General features: G+C 69.2%; 12 protein-coding genes and 1 tRNA gene. 4 read left to right on the top strand and 9 right to left on the bottom strand.

Annotated elements, in window-relative coordinates; genetic code table 11:
- Positions 1-38: 38 nt before the first annotated feature.
- The 3 genes from K7W41_RS08180 to K7W41_RS08170 all read right to left on the bottom strand — a co-directional run bounded on the left by K7W41_RS08180 (position 39) and on the right by K7W41_RS08170 (position 3,003).
- Entirely contained in the window at positions 39-1,028 is a 990-nt protein-coding gene (locus K7W41_RS08180; RefSeq protein ID WP_224606745.1) for an MBL fold metallo-hydrolase, read from the bottom strand.
- A 130-nt stretch (positions 1,029-1,158) separates the two neighbouring features.
- On the bottom strand, positions 1,159-2,085 hold the full coding sequence (locus K7W41_RS08175) for a PEGA domain-containing protein (protein ID WP_224606741.1): 927 nt from the start codon (positions 2,083-2,085) through the stop codon (positions 1,159-1,161).
- A 402-nt stretch (positions 2,086-2,487) separates the two neighbouring features.
- Entirely contained in the window at positions 2,488-3,003 is a 516-nt protein-coding gene (locus K7W41_RS08170) for a hypothetical protein (RefSeq protein WP_224606738.1), read from the bottom strand.
- Positions 3,004-3,118: 115 nt separating this feature from the next.
- Between K7W41_RS08170 and K7W41_RS08165 the strand changes: the two genes are divergently transcribed.
- A complete protein-coding gene (locus tag K7W41_RS08165) occupies positions 3,119-4,804 on the top strand; it encodes an outer membrane protein assembly factor BamB family protein (RefSeq protein WP_224606735.1) in 1,686 nt (561 codons plus the stop codon).
- 52 nt (positions 4,805-4,856) lie between these two features.
- On the opposite strand, the gene K7W41_RS08160 is transcribed toward K7W41_RS08165, so the two are convergent.
- Positions 4,857-4,932: transfer RNA gene (locus K7W41_RS08160), tRNA-Ala, on the bottom strand.
- 95 nt (positions 4,933-5,027) lie between these two features.
- Between K7W41_RS08160 and K7W41_RS08155 the strand changes: the two genes are divergently transcribed.
- Complete coding sequence (locus K7W41_RS08155) at positions 5,028-7,691, top strand: IMP dehydrogenase (protein WP_224606731.1); 2,664 nt, start codon at positions 5,028-5,030, stop codon at positions 7,689-7,691.
- Between the two features lie 377 nt (positions 7,692-8,068).
- Complete coding sequence (trhA, locus tag K7W41_RS08150; RefSeq protein WP_224606728.1) at positions 8,069-8,713, top strand: PAQR family membrane homeostasis protein TrhA; 645 nt, start codon at positions 8,069-8,071, stop codon at positions 8,711-8,713.
- A 51-nt stretch (positions 8,714-8,764) separates the two neighbouring features.
- Here the strand turns inward: trhA and K7W41_RS08145 are convergent, their stop codons facing one another.
- The 3 genes from K7W41_RS08145 to K7W41_RS08135 are packed head-to-tail and all read right to left on the bottom strand — an operon-like array spanning position 8,765 to position 11,829.
- The gene (locus tag K7W41_RS08145; protein ID WP_224606725.1) at positions 8,765-9,433 is read right to left on the bottom strand and encodes a site-2 protease family protein; all 669 of its coding nucleotides are present in this window, start codon (positions 9,431-9,433) and stop codon (positions 8,765-8,767) included.
- Positions 9,434-9,451: 18 nt separating this feature from the next.
- Complete coding sequence (locus K7W41_RS08140; protein ID WP_224606722.1) at positions 9,452-10,561, bottom strand: tRNA nucleotidyltransferase/poly(A) polymerase family protein; 1,110 nt, start codon at positions 10,559-10,561, stop codon at positions 9,452-9,454.
- Positions 10,558-11,829, bottom strand: coding sequence for a S1C family serine protease (locus tag K7W41_RS08135; protein WP_224606720.1), 1,272 nt, complete (start codon positions 11,827-11,829; stop codon positions 10,558-10,560). The genes K7W41_RS08140 and K7W41_RS08135 overlap by 4 nt, the downstream gene beginning before the upstream one ends.
- Positions 11,830-11,890: 61 nt before the next feature.
- Between K7W41_RS08135 and K7W41_RS08130 the strand changes: the two genes are divergently transcribed.
- On the top strand, positions 11,891-12,925 hold the full coding sequence (locus K7W41_RS08130) for a GrpB family protein (RefSeq protein ID WP_224606717.1): 1,035 nt from the start codon (positions 11,891-11,893) through the stop codon (positions 12,923-12,925).
- Positions 12,926-12,969: 44 nt separating this feature from the next.
- On the opposite strand, the gene K7W41_RS08125 is transcribed toward K7W41_RS08130, so the two are convergent.
- On the bottom strand, positions 12,970-16,377 hold the full coding sequence (locus tag K7W41_RS08125) for an ExeM/NucH family extracellular endonuclease (protein ID WP_224606714.1): 3,408 nt from the start codon (positions 16,375-16,377) through the stop codon (positions 12,970-12,972).
- Positions 16,364-16,531, bottom strand: a complete 168-nt coding sequence (locus K7W41_RS08120) for a hypothetical protein (RefSeq protein ID WP_224606711.1) — start codon at positions 16,529-16,531, stop codon at positions 16,364-16,366. Before K7W41_RS08120 ends, K7W41_RS08125 begins: the two co-directional genes overlap by 14 nt.
- Between the last annotated feature and the right edge of the window lie 142 nt (positions 16,532-16,673).

Genomic DNA, 16,673 nt, shown 5'->3' with positions numbered 1-16,673 from the left:
GCGCGTGCCCGCCTGCCTCTGGTGAGCGGGGCCGCTGTTCAGGCGTGGTACACCCAGGCGCCCGCGTCCTCCTGCCAGGTGCGGTACAGCGCGCCCAGCAGGCGGAGGTGTTCCAGGTGGGCCAGCGTTTCGGCCAGGGCAAAACGCCGCCCGCTGATGTTCAGGTCGCGCGGAAACATGGCCAGCGACAGGGCGTAGGCGGTGCCCGGCGCCTGGGCGGCCTGGGCCTGCAGGAAGTCCAGCCGCTCGTGGTGGTGCGCGCGCAGCTCGCGGGCGCGGGCCTGCACGCCGGTCATCACGGGGCCGTGGTGGCCCACCACCGCGCGGGCCGGATTCAGGGCTTCAAGCTTGCCCAGCGTCTGCAGGTAGTCGCCCAGCGGATCGGGGCGGGTGTAGGCGTACAGGCCGATATTCGGGCTGATGCGCGGCAGGATGGCGTCCCCGGCAATTAGGGTGCCCTGCGCCTCGTTCCACAGGCCCAGGTGGCCGTCGGCGTGGCCGGGCAGCCACAGCACCTCCCAGGGCTCGCCGGACAGCGTGACCTCCTGCCCCTCGCGCAGGGGGGAGACACGGGTGGCCGGGTGCACCCGCTGGCGGCTGCGGCGGCTCTCGGCCTCCAGGCTCAGCAGCGATTCGGGCGGCAGGCCGTGGTCGCGCAGGTGCTTGACGTGCCCAGGCAGCCACTCTTCCCATAGGTGCCAGTAGCGCTCCCCGCGCCCAATTTCCACGTCCAGCAGGTGCACGGACGCGCCGCTGCGCTCTTCCACCAGCCCCGCCAGCCCGTAGTGGTCGGGGTGGTGGTGGGTGATGATCACCCGGTCCACATCCGGCCAGTGCAGTCCCAGCGCCGCCAGCCCGCCTTCCAGGGCCGCGTGGGCTTCCGGGGTGTCCAGCGCGGTGTCAATCATGGTGACCGGGCCCCCAGCGGGCACGTCCAGCAGGACGGTCACGGCCCCCATCGGGTAGGGAATGGGCACCTGAAGGGCGTACAGGTCACCCAGCAGGTGCGTGGGGGCAGGCGCGGTCATGCCGGGCAGGGTAGCACCTGCCTGCCCCGGAACTGGGTGTGGCGCGGACCACGGAAAAGACCGACCCCGGCAGAGAGGGTCGGCCTTGAGGGGCGACTGGTGGGCCCCAGAGTGAACTGAAGTACCGCCGTTACCGCACGTCGCAGCGGAAAGCGCTGCCCGCCAGCGTGCACTCAATGCGGCTGAGCTGGTCGGTGTTCACGCGCACCAGCAGCGTCTGCGGGGCCAGGGCCCGGTCACGCGGCACCACGTTCAGGCTGACCACACCAGAGCGCACCGGAAGTTCCAGCGGCTGCCCCGGCAGCACCAGCCCCAGCAGGCGCCGCTCTACCAGCACGTCGGCGGCCACCGGGCTCTCCACGCGCAGGGTCCCGGTCAGCGGGCGCAAGTTGAGGGTCACGTCTGTGGCGCGGTCACCAACGATGTTCACCCGCTGCGAGGCGGGGCGGTAGCCCTCCCGGGTGGCCGTTACCTCCACCTGCCCGGCGGGCAGATCGCCCAGCGTGACCGGGGCCAGCCCGGCGGAGCGGCCATTGACGCGCACCTGGGCGCCGGGCACGCTCGTCTCGACGCGAAGGCTGCCCAGGCGCTCGGCGCGGTAAACCGTGGTGGCGACCGTGTAGGCCGTGCGGGGCGCCCCCTGCGTGGCCCGCTGCACTGCCGCGCCAATGTCATTCACGCTGCGCGCGCCGGCCGCGCTGCCCAGGTCCAGCGGCACAAGGCTGGCCACGGTGAAGACCTGGGTAAAGCCCTCGGTGGCGGGCAAGGGCAGCTGGGCGGTTTCGCCGGGCACGGTGCGAACCGTCTGGCCCACCTGGGCGCCCCCGCCGGGCGGCAGCACGATGGCGGTCACCAGCGCGCCGGGCTCGGTGCGCACGTTCAGGGCGCCGGGTCCGGGAAAGCGGTACAGACTGCTTTCACCAGTCAGCGGCTGGGCGGGGGCAGCGGCCGGGGCCACCGACAGGCGCACCGCCGCTTCGGGATTGGCGCGCAGCGGCGCGGGCACGCAGCCCGCGAGCAGGGCAGACAGGAGGAAAGGAGCCACAACCCGTTTCATGGCCCCAGGGTAGGGCACCCCCGCCCCGGCGAAGGTGCCACGCAGCTGATTGGGTCTTGAGGCAAGAGGCGGCGGGTGGCCCTGGGGAGCGAAAGTTGAATTTCGTCCGATGAGACGGCACTCAGGTGGGCCGAAGCCGAGGGGCAAGCAGACTCGCGGACTCGGAGAGCTCCGCAGGAGCGCCAGCACGAGCACAGACGGGACGACGGCGATGGAACAGCGTCCCTTCGCGCGTCCCACGCCTGCTCTGAAAGCAGAGGAGTCCCGGATGAGAGGAGAGACCGCCACCGCAGACCCGGGAAGAACTCTTCGACCAGGAACGTTGACAGCGTCGCCGGTCATGGCAACGGGGAACGAAAAACCCGCGCCGAAGCGCGGGCTTTTGGAAGCAAGATGCTCTGCTTACTGCAGGCGCTGCATGATGGCCTGCAGGCTGGCGCTGGGGGCCCAGCTCATGCCCTTGTCCACGTACATGCGGGCCATGGTGGTGTCGCCGCGCTGCAGCGCGAGGTAGGCCAGTTTGGCGGCGCTGAGGGACGCCCACTGCTTTTCCTGGTCGGTCAGGGTGCCCAGGCGGTTCCAGGCGTTGTAGGCGTTGATCCACCACTGGGTCTTGGTGTACAGCTGCGCGAGGTAGGCGTTGTAGTCGCGGTTGCCGGCTTCCTGCGAGGCGGCGTAGTAGGCGTGGTCCACGGCCGCTTTCCATAGGGTGCGGTCGTAGAAGGGCACGGGGTAGGCCACGTCGGCCTGCACCGCGAACTCCTGGGCCTTGGCAAAGTTGTCACCCGCACTCATGGTGGCCGGGCCGGTCATTTCCATGGTGTCGGTGGTGGCCGGCGCCGTATCGGTCGTCGTGGTGTCCTGGGCGGCGGCCAGGCCCGCCAGGGCGAACGCGGTCAGCATGAGAATCTTCTTCATAACAGTTCGCATCTTAGGCCGTACCCTGGGCAGCGTCCATATGCCGTTCCACGCCATTGCCTGTCCGTAAAGGCTCTGTAAAGGAGTGCACGTTTAGATGAGGAACAGCCACGTTTTGCCCTTTCTTTCCCTGGTCACACTGGTGGTTGGCAGTGGGGCCGCCGCCCAGAGTACCCCCACGTTTACCGCGCCCAAGATCGACGTGTTCAAGGAATTGCGCGTGATTTCCGGGGTCACGGTCAGCCCGAACGGCGACCTCACCTTCCTGGGGTCCGACGCCCGCATTCACCGCACCGACGCCACCGGCAGCGTGAAGTGGTCCTTCGTGGTGGGCGATATTGGCCGCGCCTACCCGGTGGTCACGCCGCAGGGCACCGCCATCGCCGCCTCCTACGACGACACGGTGTACGCCCTGGACGCGGCTGGCAAGCTGCTGTGGAAGGTCAAGCTGGACGGCGACATCTACGCCACGCCCGCGCTGCGTGCCGACGGCAGCGTGGTGGTCGCCACGGCGGGCGGCACGGTCTACGCCCTGAGCGGCGCGGGCCAGACCCTGTGGACCTACAAGGTGGGCGCGCCCGTGTTCAGTTCGCCCGCCATTGCTGCCGACGGCACCATCTATTTCGGCGCGCAGAACAACCGCATGCACGCCCTGACCCCGGCCGGGCAGCTGAAATGGACCTACGCCGCCGGCTCGCTGGTGTTCAGCTCGCCCGCCATTGGACCGGACGGCAGCATTTACTTCGGGTCCAGTGACCGCCGCATCTACGCCCTGACCCCGGCCGGCGAGTTGAAGTGGCGCGCGCAGACCGGCCTGTTCGTGAATGCCAGCCCCATCGTGACCAGCGGCGGCGTGGTGGTCGTGGGCAGTTACGACGGCAGCGTGTACGCCATCAACCCCGGCGGCGAGCCCGAATGGACCTACAAGGCGGGAGCCGGCATTGCGGCCTCGGCAGTGGAACTCAGCGACGGGACGGTGATTGTGCCGGACCTCAGCGGCACCGTGCACGCCATTGGCAAGGCCGGGCAGGCGCTGTGGCAGATCAAGACCGGCAAGAAGATTGACACCGGCCTGAGCGTGAGTGACCAGGGCAACCTGTACTTCACCACCGAGGGCGGCGGCCTGAACATCATTCAGAAGCAGCGCCCGCTGGCGGTGGCCCCCTGGCCCACGTTCCACGCCACGCCCGCCGCCTGGGGCCGCGTGTCCAGCGCCGCCGAGCTGCAGGCCCAGACCCAGGCCCGGCGCGCCGCCGCCACCGCCGTGCTGGCCGCCCTGAAACCCGGCGCGCCCACGGCGCCCGCCCAGCCCGCGCAGCCGCCTGCCCCGGTGCGGCCCAACCCCACTCAGCCTGCGCCGCAGCCCGGCACCGCCCCGGCGCCGCAGCCCACGACCTCGGCCCCCCGGCCCACCACCCCTGCCCCGGCGCCGGTCCTGACCCCCGCGCAGCAGGCCCAGGCCGCCGCCCGCAAGGCCCGCACCGAAGCCGGGCAGGTGCTGCTGCCCCTGACCGAAACGGCCGCTGCGCTGCGCCTGCCGGTGCTGAATGTGACCGCCCGCACCGCCACCCTGCGGGTGGGCGCGGAGCGCGTGCCGGTCACTGTGCGCTTTTTTGGCCGTGAAGCCTATGTGCCGCTGGCCGCCCTGAGCGACCTGCCCGGCGCTGAGGCCACCCTGGAACGCGCGCCCGCCGCCGTGGTTCTCAGCGTGGCGGGGCAGCAGGCCCGCTTTCCGCTGAACCTGCCCCAGCTGCTGCCGCTGGGCCGCCAGACGGAGTACGGGACCGCGCCTAGCCGCTGAACGACCCACAAAAAAGCCCCCGCACCGATACACGGGCGGGGGTTTGTGATGCTGGTGGAGTCGAGGGGGATCGAACCCCTGACCTCGTCATTGCGAACGACGCGCTCTCCCAGCTGAGCTACGACCCCACAAAGGCGAAAGGGACTGTAGCACGGCCTCCCGGGCACGCGCAAGCTGGACACCGGGGGCGCACCCGGCCGCCCCAGGGCGTACACTCGCAGCCATGAGTGCGCCTGCCACGCCTGATCCCACCGCGCCCGGCACCCCAGAGCCCCGCTCCACCACGGACCGCTACGCCTACAAATTCGGCCAGGAGGGCATCACCTTTGACGACGTGCTGCTGCAGCCCCGCCACTCGCAGGTGCTGCCCCACGAGGTCAACATTGAAACGCAGCTGACCCGCCGGGTGCGCCTGAATATTCCCTTCGTATCGGCGGCGATGGACACCGTCACCGAGACGAACATGGCCGTGGCCCTGGCGCGCGAGGGCGGCATTGGCGTGCTGCACAAGAACATGCCCATTGACGCGCAGGCCGAGATGGTGCGCAAGGTCAAACGGTCCGAGAGCGGCATGATCGTGGACCCCATCACCCTGCCCCCCCACGCCACCGTGGGCGAGGCCGACCGCCTGATGGGTGAGTACCGCATCAGCGGCGTGCCGATCACCGCGCCGGATGGCCGCCTGCTGGGCATCATCACCAACCGCGACATGCGTTTTGTGGACAACCTCGCCACGCCCGTCAGCGAGGTCATGACCAGCGAGGGGCTGGTCACCGTGCCGGTGGGCACCACGCTGGAAGAGGCGCAGGAGATCTTCAAGCGCCACCGCATTGAAAAGCTGCTGGTGGTGGAGGGCGAGCAGTTGCGCGGCCTGATCACGATTAAGGACCTCACCAAGCGGGTGAAGTACCCCCGCGCCGCCAAGGACGCCCTGGGCCGCCTGCGGGTGGCCGCCGCCATTGGCGTGGGCGCCGACCTGCTGGACCGCGCGGGCGCGCTGGTGCAGGCTGGCGTGGACGTGCTGGTGCTGGACAGCGCCCACGGCCACAGCCAGGGGATTCTGAATGCCCTGGGCCGGGTGAAAGAGGCCTTTGATGTGGACGTGATCGCCGGGAACGTGGCCACGCGGGCCGGGGCGCGCGATCTGATTCTGGCCGGCGCAGACGCGGTGAAGGTGGGCATCGGCCCAGGTTGTTTCGCGGCAGGCACCCGCGTGCTGATGGCGAGCGGGGTATACAAGAACATTGAAGACGTGCAGATTGGTGACCGGGTGCTGAACATGCATGGTCGCCCCGTGACGGTGGTCAATGCGTGGTGTACGGGTATCCGTGAGGTCATGGCGGTGCGGCACGTTCATTCACCGCGCGAAACGGTGGTGACGCCTGACCACCAGTTCTGGGTCGGTGACCTGAGCACCGTGGGGGCCGCCACCCTGTCGTCGCGGGGCTACGCAGGGGTGCTCAACAAGCCCACGCGCTCCGGCGACAGCAAGATTCGCTGGAAGGCGGTTGGTGAGGCCCAGGGCGACGTGTTCCTGATGCCCCGGACCCTGCACTTTGAATGGCCCGAGACCTTCCAGATTCATCTGGGTGACTTCGCGGTGCGCCAGGCCCAACTGGCCGCGCGGGCCCAGACCGAGCTGAGCGCGGGTTACGACCTGGGCTACCTCTTTGGGACCTTCCTGGGTGACGGTCACGCCTTCCTGAACCACAACGGCAGCGAGACGCGCACAGGGTCCGAGATCGGTCGGGTGGACTGGTACTTTTCCAGCGAGGAAGGCCACATTGCCGACAAGCTCATCGAGACCGTGCAGCGGGTGACGGGGCTGACTCCTGTGCGCAAGCCTGACGGCAATATCATCCGTATCTATCTGTATTCGCTGCCCTGGGCCCGGTTGCTGGCGCAGTTTGGCAAGCGGGACCAGAAAACCCTGCCGCAGGCGTACCGCGCCGCACATCCCGGCTACCTCCAGGGGCTCAAGGACGGCCTGCTCGACAGTGACGGCTACGTGGCCGCTGATGGCCGCCAGTGCTTCGTGAACACGTCCCGCGACCTCATGGAATTGTTTGGGCTGCTCTGCCACCTGACCGAGGGGAGCCTCCCCAACATGCAGGTGGAGCCCGGCAACGTGGGGGGGCTCCAGGGTGTGAAGGGGCAGCTGCTCGACAGTTACCGCGCCCGCTTGAACGTGAGCCACGCCGCGCGGCAATTGCCCGACTACAGCGTGGTCAAGCCGCTTTCCCGGCGCGGTCTGCACCTGAGTCTGCCGGTGTACGACATTGAAGTGGACTGCCCCACCCATAGCTTCATTGCGGACAACGCGGTGGTGCATAACAGCATCTGCACCACCCGCGTGGTCACTGGCGTGGGCGTGCCGCAGATTACGGCCATTTTCGAGGCCTCGGCGGCGGCGCTGGAGGCAGGCATTCCGGTGATTGCCGACGGTGGGATCAAGCAGACAGGCGACGTGCCCAAGGCCATTGCGGCGGGCGCCAGCGTGGTCATGATGGGCAGCATGCTGGCCGGCACCGACGAGTCGCCGGGCGAGACGATTCTGCGCGACGGGCGCCGCTACAAGAGCTACCGGGGCATGGGCTCGCTGGGCGCCATGGACCAGGGCAGCGCCGACCGTTACTTTCAGAGCGGCAGCCGCAAATTCGTGCCCGAAGGCATTGAGGGGATCGTGGCCTACAAGGGCACGGCGGGCGAGGTGCTGTACCAGTTTGTGGGCGGCCTGCGCAGCAGCATGGGGTACTGCGGGGCGCCGGACCTGCAGACGCTGCGGGAGACGGCGCAGTTTGTCAGGATTACGGGGGCGAGTCTGGTGGAGAGCCATCCGCATGGGGTGACGATTACGAAGGAGGCGCCGAACTACGGGGGGCGGTAAGGGGCTTGCCGGGAAGGTTGGCAGGGTTTCTGGTTTTCATCTTGGTTGATCCGCGTCTGCCCCACCCCCCAGCCCCCTACCCCAGAGGGGCAGGGGGAGTTTTTCCGCTGCGCTCGGCAAACGTTGACTGACGGTGCAGGGCGGCTTGCCTTCGCCCCGCTGTGTACGCCGTCGCCCTGCTCCGCCCATCGCCCCACGCCCGCGCCCTTCGGGCACGACGGCTACGTCTGGACCCGGGCGGTGGAGGGGCAAGCCGTCTTGGTGTGGCCCAGAAGGTTCTACTTTTTAAGGCAGGAGCCTGCCTGGGGCTTTCCTCTCCATTTGGACCGCGTCCCTCCTGACAGAGTGTCATCATGTTGGGGGCGTAGGGTGGGGGGGTGAAGCGGCTGTGGACGGCTCCCCGTGAACCTGTGAGTGCCCTGACGCACTGGGCGGGGGCGCTGGCGGCGCTGGTGGTGTTGGTTCCGCTGCTGGGGTGGGCGCAGGGGCGGGGGTTGGCGCTGTGGCCGTTTGTGGTGTTTGGCGTGAGCATGGTGGCGCTGTATGCGGCGAGTGCTAGCTACCACTCGTTCCGGCCGGGCGAGCGCGGGCTGGTGTGGCTGCGCAAGCTGGACCATGCGGGCATCTTTCTGCTGATCGCCGGCAGTTACACCCCGGTGGCGTACTACGGCTTAGACGGTGTGTGGCGGGGCGGTGTGCTGGGGCTGATCTGGGGCATTGCCCTCAGCGGCATTGTGCTGAAACTGGTCACCATGCGCCTGCCGCGCTGGGTGAGCACTGGGCTGTATCTGGGCATGGGGTGGCTGGCGGTGATCTTTCTGCCGCAACTGGCCCGCTCGCTGGGTGGAGGCGCGCTGTTCTGGCTGGCGGCGGGTGGAGTGCTGTATTCCATCGGGGCGGTGATTTACGGCACCAAGCGCTGGAACCCCCGCCCCGGCGTGTTCGGCTTCCATGAGATCTGGCACCTGTTCGTGCTGGCCGGCACTGCCGCCCATGTGGTGATGATGTTCCACCTGGGCTAACGCAGTGGAAAGGGGCGAGAGCCATGCGCTCCCGCCCCCCGTTTGCCCGGCTTACAGGCCCATAAAACCCATAACCCAGCTCTCGACCACGCGGATGATGCCGCTGATCTGGCTGCTGAACAGAAAGATGAACAGCATGACGATCAGGAAGCTGTAGCGCTGCGCTTCAAACTGCGCGAGGCTGCGCCCCAGCGAGGGCACTAGCGCGCCCAGAATGCGGCTGCCGTCCAGCAGCGGAATGGGAATGAGGTTGAACACCGCCAGCACCACGTTGATGCTGAGTACAGTCATCAGAATGCTGCGCAGCAGAAGATCCGGCGCAAGGAACTTCAGCAGCAGCGCGCACAGGAGCGCAATCAGCAGGTTGCTGATGGGCCCTGCCGCTGCCACCCACAAGGTGCCCCAGCGCCCCAGTTTGTTGGGATTGATGGGCACTGGGCGCGCAAACCCGAAGCCCACCAGCAGCATCAGCAACGTGCCGAAGGGGTCCAAGTGCTTGATCGGATTCAGCGTCACGCGCCCGTAGCGGCGCGGGGTGGGGTCGCCCAGCTTGTCGGCGCTCCAGGCGTGGGCGAACTCGTGAAAGGCCAGCGACAGAACCAGCGCCGCCGCGATGACTGCAAAGGCAACTGGATTGCTGAAGAGCAGCTCAATGAGCCCCTGACGGTTCAGAACCGCGTAGGCAACGAGCGCGATGAGAATGATCGTGTTGGGGCCCATACCCCGGCATTCTAGGGGTTAGCTTCCCTGCGCTTTCGTCGCCAGGAATGCTTTCAGGGCGGCGCGTTCCTCGTCGGTGCTGCGCAGTTGCCCGGCGCGGCGCAGGGCGGCCAGATGCGCCAGGGCCTCGCCCACCGCGCGGCCGGGGGGCACGCCCAGCGCCAGCACGTCCTTACCCGTCAGTGCCTCGTGGGCTTCCGGGCGCAGGAGCGCACGCAGGGTGCGTTCGGGGGTGCCGGGCGGAAAAAAGGTGTCGGACAGGGCGCGGGCCAGCAGCGCGCCAGGGCGCTCGCCCAGGCCCAAGCGGCGGGCCAGTGCGGCCGGATCGGGCGCGGCGTGCAGCAGGGCGGCGGCGTACACCGCCTCTGGAATGGACTGTCCCTCGTCCCGCCAATGGTCCAGGGCCAGCAGCAAGGTGGGGTCGGGCAGCAGGGCCCCAGCGTCCCAGTCGCGCAGCACTTGCGCCGCCCGCCCGGGTCGGGGCTCTTGCAGTAGCAGCTTCAGTTCAGCCCACAGGCGGGGGGTCTGTGGGGCCAGGGCCAGTGCGGCCGGCACCTGGGCCAGCAGCTCTGGGTGCGCGCGCAGCCCCAGGCGGGCCCCCAGGCGCGCGCCGCGCACAAGGCGGCTGGGGTCGTCCTGAAACGAGCGGTCATGTAGGGGGCGCAGCACCCCGGCCTCCAGGTCGTTCAGGCCGCCCGTCACGTCCCGCAGGGTCACCTGACCCCTGGGGGAAAAGTGCAGGGCCAGGGCATTCACGCTGAAATCGCGCCGCCGCAGGTCATCGTCCAGGGTGCCGGGTGCAGGCACCGGGTTGCCGCCGGGCACCGGGTAGTGTTCGCGCCGGGCCTGCACCAGATCGGCGGCGCGGCCATCCGGGAGGCCCAGGGTCGCGTTGCCGTAAGCCGGGTGAAAGACAAAGGGCCGCCCCGAGGCGCGCGCCAGGGCCTCGACGTTGCCGCCCGGCACCACCACGTCCAGATCCAGAGGGGTGTGGCCCAGCAGGGCGTCGCGCACCGCCCCGCCGACCAGCGCGATGCCCTCTGGCGCGGCGCGGGCGGCCAGGGCCGAGAGCCACAGAAAATCCTCGGGCTGCAGCCTCGCCCAGACGCGCTCGGCGGCGCCCTTCACCGCCCCTGCACCCGGAAGGCCGAGGCGTCCAGGGTGAGCTGCACGGTGCGGGTCTGGCCGCCGCGCACCACGGTCAGGGTGACGGGGTCGCCCTCCTTCCTGTCAATGAGGACCGACTGCAGGTCCTCGAAGGCGTCCACCAGCTGCCGGTCGGCGGCGGTAATCACGTCGCCGCCCAGCACGATCACGCCGCCCCGGAAGGCCTCTTCGCGGGTGCCGGGGCGCAGGGCCGCGCGCGCGGCGGGGCTGCCCGGCCGCACGGCGCCCACCACCAGCCCCCGGTCGGGCAGCTCCAGTTCGCGCTTGCCGCGCGTGGACAGCACGCTCAGGCCCACGGGCAGCACCCGGCCCTGCGACTGCACCAGCAGCCCCGGGGTCACGCCGAGGTCTGGCGCCCCCACCACCTGCCCCCGGGCGGCCTGCAGGCGCGGCAGGAGGCTGCGCGCGGTGTTGATGGGAATGGCGAAGCCCACGCCGGCACTTTGGCCCACGCCGGTGGCCTGCCCGCTGGGCGAGTAAATCTGGGTGTTAATGCCGATGACGCGCCCGCTGCTGTCCAGCAGGGGCCCGCCGCTGTTGCCGGGGTTGATGGCGGCGTCGGTCTGGATGGCCTTCTGGGTGATGCCGCCCCCCTCGCCCCCCGTGGCCGAGAAGCCAATGGGAATCTGCCGCGAGGTGCTGCTCACGATGCCCTCGGTCACGCTGAAGTCCAGCCCGAAGGGCGCGCCCATCGCAATGGCCTTCTGGCCCACCTTCAGGGCGTCGCTGTCCCCCAGCGGAATCGGCCGGATCAGGGTTTTGGCCAGCCCCGGCGCGCGGATCAGCGCGAGGTCGTACTGCGGCGCCAGCCCGATCACCTCGGCGGGCACACTCTGTTCCTGGTTCATGACCCGCACGGTGATGCGGTCGGCGGCGCCCTGGCCGTCTTCGCCAGCCACCACATGGTAGTTCGTCAGGATGTCGCCCGCCTCATTCACGAAAAAGCCGCTGCCCAGCCCCTGGCGCACCTGGTCCGGCGCGGCGCCGAACATCATGGCGAACGGGTCCTGGGCCACCACGTCCTCGGTGCTGATAAAGACCAGCCCCGGCTCAAAACGCCCCACCACGTCAATGGTGTTCTGTTCGTTCTGCAGCCGCGCGCCGCTTTCGTTCAGTGGCGCCTGGGCCGCTGGCTGCGCGCTCCCGGTGGGCACCTGATCGCGCAGCAGGGTGGCGCCCAGCCCCAGGCCCACCAGCACCAGCATGATTCCCAGTCCTCTGCCTTTCATGGGGGCATTATCCGCCAGCCGGGGGATGCGGCCTGAAGCGGCGGTGTGGTCTGCTTCATGGATGCTTCCCTCCTTCCCGGCCGGGTTCCCGGCGGCTGAACACGACCTGAAAGCGGCCCTGGGTGACTTCCTGGCCCGGGGCCGCCCGGACGGCGTGTTTGCCCTGGCGCCCGGCGGCCCAGGCAGCGTGCCCGCCCTGGCCGATCTGGACCTGCCTGAACTGCACCTGGACCTGCTGCCCGAGGTGCCCAGCGCGGCGCAGGTGCAGGGGCTACGTGCCCTGGGGTATGTGCCCGCGCAGGCCCCCGGCGAGTGGACCCACCCGGGCGGCTGGCGACTGGTGCTGTGTGACCACGGCTCGGGCTGGCGGGCGGCGCAGGCGGCCCTGCGCGACCTGCTGCGGGCCGACGCGGGGGCGGTCCAGACCTACCGCGACGTTTTTCTCTGCCAGGGTCGCCGGGCCGCCGACGAAGCGCTGGCCCCGGTGGCCCTGGCCCACCACGCCCGGACGGTGGGGTTCACGCCCGCCCAGCAGGTGGCTGACCTTTTCGGGCCCCTGGACGGGCTCTGGCTGTTCGCCGCCGGCACCGCGCTGGACCTGCACCTGGGCCGCGTGGCCCGTCCCCACGACGACTTGGACGTGGTGGTGGACCGGGCGGCCCAGGCGCAGCTGCCCGCGTTGCTGGCGGGGTGGCGGCTGGACGTGCCGGTGGACGGGGTGTATCAGCCTTACACCGGCCCTCTGGACGCGCCCCTGCACCAGCTGCACGCCCGGCACCCTAACCTGCGCGGCGTGCAGATGCTGGACGTGCTGCTGAGTGACCTGAGCGGTGACCTGTGGCGCTACCGGCGCGATCCCCGTCTGACCCTCCCCCTGCACCGGGCCCGGCGCCTGGGCCCGGCCGGCCTGCCGTATCTGGCGCCCGAAGCGGTGCTGCTGTTTAAAGCTGGCGCCGCTGGCCGCGATCCCCGCAGCAAGGACGAGGCCGATTTTGGGCGGGTGGCCCCCACCCTGGATGCAGAGGGGAGGGCGTGGCTGCGCTGGGCGTTGGAGGAAACGCAGCCGGGGCACCACTGGCTGGCTGAGCTGGGATAAAAAAACCGCCCCCGGGGAAGGGGGCGGGCAAGAGGAGTGAAGGGTTAGGAGCAGGGCGCCAGCGGGCTCACGCTGCTGCGGGGCGCCACAGGAGCGGCCACGAAGTCCAGGTTGTTCTGATCGGTGTCCTGGCAGCCGGCGCTCTTGCGCTGCACGCTGTTGGCGTTGCTGGGGGCGGGGGCGGCGCCGGGTCCCTCGAACTGGTTCGCGGCAGCGCCCACAAAGTCCACAATGTTGCCGCCGACAGGCGAGCCTGTTCCAGGCGCCACGTTCGTGTTGGTCAGCGCCACCTTGAACGAAGTTCCACCCATCGCGAAGGTGCAGTTGGTCTGGTCGGGGTTGGGCAGGGTGGGGACGGCCGTGTTCGCGCCCGCAGCACACTGCACCAGGTAGTACTGCCCGGGCGCCAGGGTCACGTTGTTGAGGGCCAGGGGCGTGCCCGTGAACGCGCTATTGGCGCTGGTGAAGTGCAAGAACAGACCGTTGAGGCTCTGGTTCACGCTGGTGGGGTTGAAGATCTCAATGAAGTCGTTGCGGTAAGGCGCTCCGGTGCTCCCTGAGCCGTTGCCGCCCGCTCCGTAGGCCTGGCTGATCACCACGTGGTTGACCGGCGCGCGGACCGTCACCGTCAGCGTGCTGGTGTCCACATAGGCGCCGTTCTGGGCCTTCACCTCATAGGTGTAGGTGCCGGGCAGCGTGCCGTTGGGCGCGCTCACGGTGACGTTAAAGGCCGCGTCGGACGTCACAGAGCTGGGGGCGGTGACCACGCTGGGGGCGCCGTTGAGGGGGGTCACGGTGACGGTCACGGGTCCAGAAATGTTTTCATTGCTGGCGGTAAAGGTCACGGTGTTCGTGCTCCCCACGACGGTCGTGACACTCGCCGTATCCGGGGTCAGCAGCAGGCGGGGGGTCGGCGCAATGGGCGCCTGCGCCGTCAGGTCCATGCCCACCAGGATGGGGTCGTGGTCACTGCTGCGGAAGGGATCGGCGCTGTAGTAGCTCGCGATCTGCCCGGCGCTCTTGAACTCCTTGTTGTAGTCCAGGACGATTGGTTCGTCGGCATTGATGTGCCACTTGGTCTTGCCGGTCACCTGCGCGGCCATGCTGGCCGAGGCCGTGGCCTGGTCCAGGCTGCCCCACTGGCCGTCAAACTGGTAGGAGTAGACATTGGCGCCAAACAGGTTGCCGTACCCGCCCTGGGCCAGGAGGCTCAGGGGCTCTTCCTGGGCGTAGGCGTTGTAGTCGCCCATCAGGATGCGGTCGTCTTCCTGCACGCCCGTGGGGTTGGTGCCCAGCCAGCTCACAATGGCGTTGGCGGCGTTGCGCCGGGCAATGTACCCGTTGCCCTGGCCGTCGCCCACATCAGCGTCGCTGGTCGCGGCGCAGACGCTGCCCTTGCTCTTGAGGTGCATCATGACGGCCGTGAAGCGCCCGCCGTTGGTCTTGCTCTGGAAGGTCTGGGCCCAGGTGGGGCGGTTACAGGTGTCGGTGTAGGTGGGGTTGACCGAGTTGTCCAAAATCGCCAGGGTGCCCACCGGATCCACAGCGGCGGGCTTGTAGATCATGGCCACGCTGATGGCGTCGCTGCCCACCTTGCGCCCGGGGTTGATGTAAGCGTAGGTGCCGGCGCCCACTTCCGTGTTCAGGGCATTCACGAGCGAGGCCACCGAGCTGTAAGCGCCCCTGTCGAAATCATTCTGCATTTCCAGAATGCCCAGCACGTCGGGGTTCAGGCCCGCAATCGCCTTGACGATCTTGGTCTGCTGGCGCAGGAACTCTTCGCAGTCGGTGGCGCCGCGCGAATTCACGCTGTCCACCCCGTTCGGGGTGCAGCCGCTGTTGCTGCCAGCCAGCGTGGTGAAGTAGTTCAGCACGTTCATGCTGCCCACGCGCAGGCTGCCGCCCACGGCTTCGGGGGCATTCAGACGCGGGTTGGTGGGGCTGACGGCCACATCAGTCTGCGCCGCCTGAATCCGGTAGGTGTCCAGCGCGCCGCCCGAGGTCGTGCCCGCCGTGGTGGTTTCGTTCCCCTCGTTCAGCACGCCCGTGGCGGTGACGCTGTCGCCACCCCGCAGGGTGTTCAGGGCGCTCAGGGGCTGGCCGCCCCGGGCAAAGATTTCGGGGTCCGGGTTCTGCAGACGGCTGGCGTCGTCAATGCGGATAAACCGGTCTTTTGCTGCCGTCTGGTAGGCGCTGTAGGCCGAGGCGTTGGGCGCATTGACCTGGGTGAAGTTGGGAATGCGCGCGTCGGCAATGTCGAAGCTGCCGTAGCGGCCCAGGGGGAAGTTGTTGGTGACCGTGCCGGACACCGTGACGCGCATGCCTTCAAAGCGTTCACGCTGGGCCACGGGCAGCGGCAGGGTCAGCGTCTGGGCGTCGGGCAGCGGCGCGCCGGTGCCCAGGCGGGTCACGGTGGGGGTGGAGATCTGGGTGCCGCCCTGGAACTCGGCCACCGTGCCGCTCACGCGGACGCGGTCACCCGCGGCCAGGCCGGCGGGGCAGGTGGCGGCGCAGAACACGAACACCCCTTCGCTGGTGGTGGCCACGCCGTCGGTGTCAATCACTTCTTCCTGAAGAAAGAAGCCTTGCAGGCCCGGCGTCACGGCGGTGACCACGCCTTCGAGCGTGACGGCCTGGCCGTTCAGGGGGCTGGCCACGCTGCCGCTGGGCGTGCTGCCCTGCACCTCGTGGATGCCGCGCAGGCCCGCCACGGTGCCGGGGTTGTCCGCCACCGAGAACACGAGGCTGAAGCTGAACGGATCGTTGTCGCCAAGGTCCGTGCCCTGCATCGGCACGCGCGCGGCAAAGGTCACGATCTGCGAGGCGCCGGGGGCCAGGGCCGCTGCGCTCTGCCAGCCCCGGTGACCCACGTTGGGGGCGGTGCTGCCGGCCGGCACGCTGATGGTCACGGTGCCGCTGTCAATGTTGGTCAGGAAAGGGGTGGCCGCAGGGTCGGGCGCAATCGGGCCGCCGCTGTTGGTGTGCCCCTGCTCCACCGCCATGCCACTGGCACTGATCGGCGCACCCGTGCGGGTCTTGACGTTGCGAAAGGGCGTCTGGCCATCGGTGGCGTAGCTGCCGTCGGTGTCCACGGGAATGAAGGTGGGCAGCGTGATGGTGCTTCCCGTGTTGTTGGTCACCCGGAAGGCGGCGGTCATGTGCACCACGCGGTTGCCGGGGTCTGACAGATTGCTCATGCTGATGCGGTCGAAGCTCAGCTGGTCAAAGGGCACTTCGGCCGCCTGGGCGCCCAGGCCCACCCGGCTCACGCTGGCGTCGCCCTGGGCGCTCAGGCCGTTGACGCGCAGTTCGTACAGGCCAAAGGTCTTGGCCGGGTTGGGTTTGGCCGGCGTGGTCGCCACGGGCGTGGCCGGCGGGGTCACGGTGGTGGGGGCGCTGCAGGCGCTCAGGGCCAGCAGGCCCACCAGCATCAGGGCGTTAACGGACTTCATCGCTGCCTCCGGGAAAGGGCATGCCCGGCAGGCCGTTGAAGCCCACCGAACCCACCAGGGTCACGGTCTGCCAAGCGCCCAGCGGGGTCAGTGCGGGCGGAATGTAGCGCGGGGCGGCCTGGGGCCGCGGCTGTTCAGGGGCGGTGTGCTGCACGAAACTCCTTGACCTGCACGAATGAGATCTGTCGGAAGGGGGTGTTATGAAAATGAGACGAGCGCGAATATATGCCAAAGAGGTCAGCGGATGTTGAGACCGGGGCGCCCGCACAGGTGGGGCCCACTGGGGGGGGCAGGCC

This window comes from Deinococcus multiflagellatus (genome assembly GCF_020166415.1).
GTDB lineage: Bacteria > Deinococcota > Deinococci > Deinococcales > Deinococcaceae > Deinococcus > Deinococcus multiflagellatus.
This window is presented reverse-complemented; position numbering and strand designations above follow the sequence as displayed.

Excerpts from the sequence above, each read along its gene's own strand:
- K7W41_RS08135 (WP_224606720.1), bottom strand. The coding sequence starts at position 11,829 with ATGAAAGGCAGAGGACTGGGAATCATGCTGGTGCTGGTGGGCCTGGGG.
- K7W41_RS08130 (WP_224606717.1), top strand. The coding sequence starts at position 11,891 with ATGCTTCCCTCCTTCCCGGCCGGGTTCCCGGCGGCTGAACACGACCTG.
- K7W41_RS08155 (WP_224606731.1), top strand. The coding sequence starts at position 5,028 with ATGAGTGCGCCTGCCACGCCTGATCCCACCGCGCCCGGCACCCCAGAG.
- K7W41_RS08180 (WP_224606745.1), bottom strand. The coding sequence starts at position 1,028 with ATGACCGCGCCTGCCCCCACGCACCTGCTGGGTGACCTGTACGCCCTT.
- K7W41_RS08170 (WP_224606738.1), bottom strand. The coding sequence starts at position 3,003 with ATGAAGAAGATTCTCATGCTGACCGCGTTCGCCCTGGCGGGCCTGGCC.
- K7W41_RS08125 (WP_224606714.1), bottom strand. The coding sequence starts at position 16,377 with ATGAAGTCCGTTAACGCCCTGATGCTGGTGGGCCTGCTGGCCCTGAGC.
- K7W41_RS08175 (WP_224606741.1), bottom strand. The coding sequence starts at position 2,085 with ATGAAACGGGTTGTGGCTCCTTTCCTCCTGTCTGCCCTGCTCGCGGGC.
- K7W41_RS08145 (WP_224606725.1), bottom strand. The coding sequence starts at position 9,433 with ATGGGCCCCAACACGATCATTCTCATCGCGCTCGTTGCCTACGCGGTT.